3 protein-coding genes and 2 pseudogenes are annotated in these 4,768 nt (G+C 68.3%); all 5 read right to left on the reverse strand.

Annotated features, from left to right (window positions below):
• Positions 1-128, reverse strand: a pseudogene (locus AB0O36_RS36870) (ATP-binding protein); the annotation flags it as partial.
• Positions 109-657 carry a DUF742 domain-containing protein gene (locus tag AB0O36_RS36875; RefSeq protein ID WP_365118350.1) on the reverse strand — a complete coding sequence of 183 codons (549 nt, stop codon included), beginning with the start codon at positions 655-657 and terminating at the stop codon, positions 109-111. The gene AB0O36_RS36875 and the pseudogene AB0O36_RS36870, both read right to left, overlap by 20 nt.
• Positions 658-749: 92 nt before the next feature.
• Entirely contained in the window at positions 750-1,163 is a 414-nt protein-coding gene (locus AB0O36_RS36880; protein ID WP_365112203.1) for a roadblock/LC7 domain-containing protein, read from the reverse strand.
• Between the two features lie 10 nt (positions 1,164-1,173).
• On the reverse strand, positions 1,174-4,326 hold the full coding sequence (locus tag AB0O36_RS36885; RefSeq protein ID WP_365118353.1) for a nitrate- and nitrite sensing domain-containing protein: 3,153 nt from the start codon (positions 4,324-4,326) through the stop codon (positions 1,174-1,176).
• Between the two features lie 298 nt (positions 4,327-4,624).
• Positions 4,625-4,768 (reverse strand): annotated as a pseudogene (locus tag AB0O36_RS36890) (ATP-binding protein); the annotation flags it as partial.

Below are 4,768 nucleotides of genomic sequence, written 5' to 3' on the forward strand. Positions count from 1 at the left end.
CGCAGGGGGTTGATCTCGGAGACCGCGCCGACGAACGTGGTCTTGCCCACGCCGAAGCCGCCCGCCACCACGATCTTCGCGGAGGTGGTGGAGCGAGCCGCTCCGCCGTTAGAGCTTGCGAAGTCCACTGAGCACCCTTTCGAGCAGTGTCACGTCTGGCTGGCCGCCCGCGGACTCGTCGCCGCCGGGCTGGTGAATGGCGACGAGCCCGGCCTCGGCCAGGTCGGCGACGAGGATTCGGGCCACGCCTAGGGGGATGGAGAGGAGGGCCGAGATCTCGGCCACCGATTTGATCTCTTGGCAGAGCCGGCAGATGCGCTGGTGCTCGGGCAACTGCCCTTGCAGCCGCGCGGGGTCTGCCGTGGTGCTGACCAGCGCCTCGATGGCGAGCTGGTAACGCGGCCGGGTCCGCCCACCGGTCATCGCGTACGGGCGGACCAGCGGGTTGTGCGCCTTCGGCGCAGGCTGCCGGTTGACCCGGCCGGGCGGCTGCTGCTGTGCGTACGGCTGTTGTCCGTACTGCGGTTGTTGCTGGTACGGGGACTGCTCCGGCACCGGACGGCTGGGAGCGGAGGGGAAGTTGAAGCGGTTCTGGTCGTGCCCACCCTGCGGCTGTGCCGCCCCGCCGTATGGATGTCCTCCTGCGGGTGTTGTCACGTTTCCTCCTCCGACTCCAAAACGCAGTACTCCCGTTGGACCGCGCCACCGCACCTTACGGGGCGGTGGCGCGAAAACGAACTGCCCGTCTGCTAACTGAGAAGACTTCCCTGGAGCTCCGCGCGCAGGTCCGGGGTGAGGACGTTGCCGGCGCGGTCCACCAGGAGGGCCATCTCGTAGCCCACGAGGCCGATGTCGCACTCCGGGTGCGCGAGTACGGCCAGCGAGGAACCGTCGGAGATGGACATCAGGAAAAGGAATCCCCGGTCCATCTCGACCACGGTCTGGTTGACGGAGCCGCCCTCGAAGATGCGGGAGGCTCCGGCGGTCAGCGAGGTCAGTCCGGAAGCCACGGCCGCGAGCTGGTCGGCCCGGTCGCGCGGGAATCCTTCGGACATCGCCAGAAGAAGGCCGTCGGCGGAGACCACCACGGTGTGGGACACCCCGGGGGTGTTGTCCACGAAGTTGGTGATCAACCAGTTCAGGTTCTGCGCCGCCTGGCTCATCGCGCTCACACTAACGCTCCTGGTCATAGCTGTTACTTGACTGCTCCGAACCCGCGGTACGTCCCTGCTGTACGCCACGTCGCAGGTTACTCAGCCTGCCACGGACGTCTTCGGGGGCGCGGGAGACCTGGGGGCCGCCCTGCGGGGTCGTCTCCGCGGAACCCTCGACCAGGTTGGCCTTGGGTACGCGCCGAGGGAGACCGGACGGGGTGACCCCGCCCGCCTTCGGCTCACGGAGTTTGCCGGCCTGCTGCCAGCGCTCGTCATTGGCCGAACGCCAGTCGTTGCCGGCACCGCCCTGACCCTGACCCTGCTCCGTCGCCGCGGGGGACCGCTGCTCGAAGAGGGACTTGGCCGGCTCCGCTTCCTGCTGTGCCGGCTGCCACTGCTGCTGGCTGCCGCGGCGCGGCAGGCCCGCCCCGGTCATCTCGTGACCGGTTTCGGCAGCGGTTTCCGGACGGTCGAAGCCTACGCGTTCCCGCGCCGGTTCGGGAGCCGACGGGGGTTCCGATTCGTTCCCGTAGCCCTGCTGGTAGTCCGGCTGGTACGCGTTCTGCTGCGGCCACCCCACCTGGGGGGACTGCTCCTGGTACCCGGCGTCGTAGCCCTGGTCGGCCGGCTCACCGTCCTGGTACCCGGCTTCCGGATAGGCATAACCGTCCTGCTGCGGGTAGCCCGTCTCGTAACCGTTGTCGTAGCCGGCCTCGTAGCCCTGCTCCGGCTGCTGCTCGTACTCCTGGTACGGCTGGTAGCCGTGCTCCGGCTGGGGTTCCGGATAGTCCTGAGGGTACTGCTGCTGGGAGACGTTCGCCTCCAGCTGCTGGCGGCGCTCCTGGGCGTTCAGCGAGCGGCCCACCGGGTCCATCACGCTCGTGTCGGCGGCGCCCGGGTTCTCGTAACGGGAGTCGTCGAAGCCGAGCTCCGCGGCGGTGCGCATCGAGGAGTTCTCGAAGGACTGCTGCTGAGGGATCATCTGCGAGACGGTGAAGTCGTCGTCCGGGATGCCCTCGCCGCCGCCACCGTGGGTGATCGCGTCGGGGAGCATGACCAGCGAGGTGGTGCCGGCCTGCTCGCCCGAGGGGCGGAGCTGGACGCGGATGCCGTGCCGGTCCGCCAGACGGCCGACCACGAACAGGCCCATGCGCTGCGAGACCGCCACGTCCACGGTCGGCGGGTTGGCCAGCTTGTGGTTGATGTCCGCGAAGTCCTCGGCGGTCAGGCCGATGCCCTTGTCGTGGATCTCGACCATCACGCGGCCGTCCGGCAGACGGGTGGCGTTGACGCGGACCTTGGTCTGCGGGGAGGAGAACGTGGTGGCGTTCTCCAGGAGCTCGGCGAGCAGGTGCACGAGGTCGGTCACGGCCTGGCCGTGGATCTCGGCCTCGGAGACGCCCGAGAGCTCGATGCGCTCGTACTGCTCCACCTCGGAGGAGGCGGCGCGGAGCACGTCGACCAGGGGCACCGGCTGGTCCCAGCGGCGGCCCGGCTCCTCGCCCGCGAGGATGAGGAGGTTCTCGCCGTTCCGGCGCATGCGGGTGGCGAGGTGGTCCAGCCGGAAGAGGTTCTCCAGCTGGTCGGGGTCGGCCTCGTTGTTCTCCAGGTCGGTGATCAGGGTCAGCTGGCCCTCGATCAGCGACTGGTTGCGGCGCGACAGGTTGGTGAAGATCGCGTTGACGTTGCCCCGCAGGAGCGCCTGCTCGGCGGCGAGCCGGACGGCCTCGCGGTGGACCTGGTCGAAGGCGCGGGCGACCTCGCCGATCTCGTCCTGGGAGTCGATCGGGATGGGCGACACCCGGGTGTCGACCTTTCCGGGGTCCGTGCGGGACAGCTGGTCGACGAGCATCGGCAGGCGCTGCTCGGCGACGTCGAAGGCGGCACCGCGCAGGCGGCGCATCGAGCGGCCCATCTGACGGGCGACCATACCGGCCAGGATGAAGGCGACGAGCAGGGCCACGACCACGATGGCGCCGTTGGTGATGGCGGCCGTGCGGGCGTCGGAGGAGACCGTGGCGGCGTCCTGGACTGCCTTGTCGAGCAGTTCCTTCTCGATCTCCGCGTAACCGTCGAACTTGGCGGTGGCCGCGGCCTCCCAGACCGGCTGGACGATGCCCTCGGAGGTCAGCTTCTCCTTCGACGCGCCGCCGGCTATCTCCTCGGTCATGCCGGTGAGGATCGAGCCGCCGGAGTCCGGCGGCCGCTTGAACGGCTTGCCGGCCGCCCTGGCGTCCTGCTCGGCCTGCTTGAGCCGTTCGGCGCCATCGGCGCTCTTCTTGCCCATGACCTCCTTGAGCCGGTCGGTGTCGGCTTCGGTGCCCGCCGAGACGTACTCGCCGATGGCGATGTCCTCGAGGTAGGCGTAGGAGGAGAAGGCCACGAGCTGGGCCTTGTGGATCTCTTCCTTGCTGTTGGGCCGCACCAGCAGGTGGGTGCCGACCGAGCGCTGCAGGGAGTTGGCGGCCTTGGCGAGCTGGATCGCGTAGACCATGCGGCCGTAGCTCGTCACGTTTCCGGTGCCGAGGCCCAGTTCGTTGGCGAACTGCATGAGGTAGTGCTGGACCTGGACGTACATCTCTTCGGTCGGAATGGGACCGAGGATGCCGTTCGGGATGTCCTTCTTCTCGGTTTCCGCGTTCTTGGCGTACGCCGTTTCGCGGGCCTTCTCGAGCAGCGGCTCCTCATGCCGGAAGAGCTGCAGGCGCCGGTCCAGGCCCTCGGTGTCGGGCATGTCCTTGACCGCCTGGGCGAACTTGGCCTTCGCCGAGTCGGTCGCCGCGTACGCCTTGCGGATCGCCTCGTTCTCGCGGTCGCCGGTCAGCAGCGGGGCGGCCGTGAGGTCGCGCTCGTTGAGCAGCGCCTCGCCGTATTCCGATGCCGCCTGGACGACGCGGGCCGTCTTCTCGGCGTCCTTGGCCTCGTTCCAGGTCTCGATGGAGCCCTTCACCTGGAAGCCGCCCATGACCAGACCGACCAGGGCCGGCAGGACCAGGATGGCGTTCAGGCGAGTCGGCACGCGCCAGTTGCGGGGGGAGAACCTGCTGGTGCTTCCGCTCTTCACGGCCTCGTCCACGGGCACGTCGACGGGGGACGCGGCCGCGCGCTGCGGCGGGGTGAAGTTGCCTCGCGCGGCGTCTTCCGCGGGGCTCGACGAGTTGCTTCGCCTCACTCGACCAACAACCTCTCGGCGGTGCTACTAGCTAGTTCGTTGAATTCCAGCATGGGCAACGGTCGTGTTCCAAACAGTTGAATCCGGCCATTCCCAGAGACTTATGCCTCGCGTAAAACGGACATAAAGAGCGAGTGCCAGCAAAAAAGAAGGATGTTGTGCGCGCAGCGGCACCGCGCGAACGCGGCGTGTGTCCAACTGCCGTCAATTCTCTGTCGAAACGTTATGAACGACACGGGGCGGGCGGTGTCGTACGACACAGCCCGCCCCGGAAGTCGTGGAGATTGAGTGAACCCGTCTACTTCAAACGTGCCATGAGCGCGTGCTCGACCAGCGTGATGAGTGCTGATTTGGCGTCTGCGCGGTGGCGGGCGTCGGTGGTGATGATGGGTGCGTCGGGGCCGATCTGGAGTGCTTCGCGTACTTCTTCGGGGGTGTAGGG

Origin of the sequence: Streptomyces sp. NPDC089799 (assembly GCF_040684755.1) — a bacterium.
Lineage (GTDB): Bacteria > Actinomycetota > Actinomycetes > Streptomycetales > Streptomycetaceae > Streptomyces.

Excerpts from the sequence above, each read along its gene's own strand:
- AB0O36_RS36880 (WP_365112203.1), bottom strand. The coding sequence starts at position 1,163 with ATGAGCCAGGCGGCGCAGAACCTGAACTGGTTGATCACCAACTTCGTG.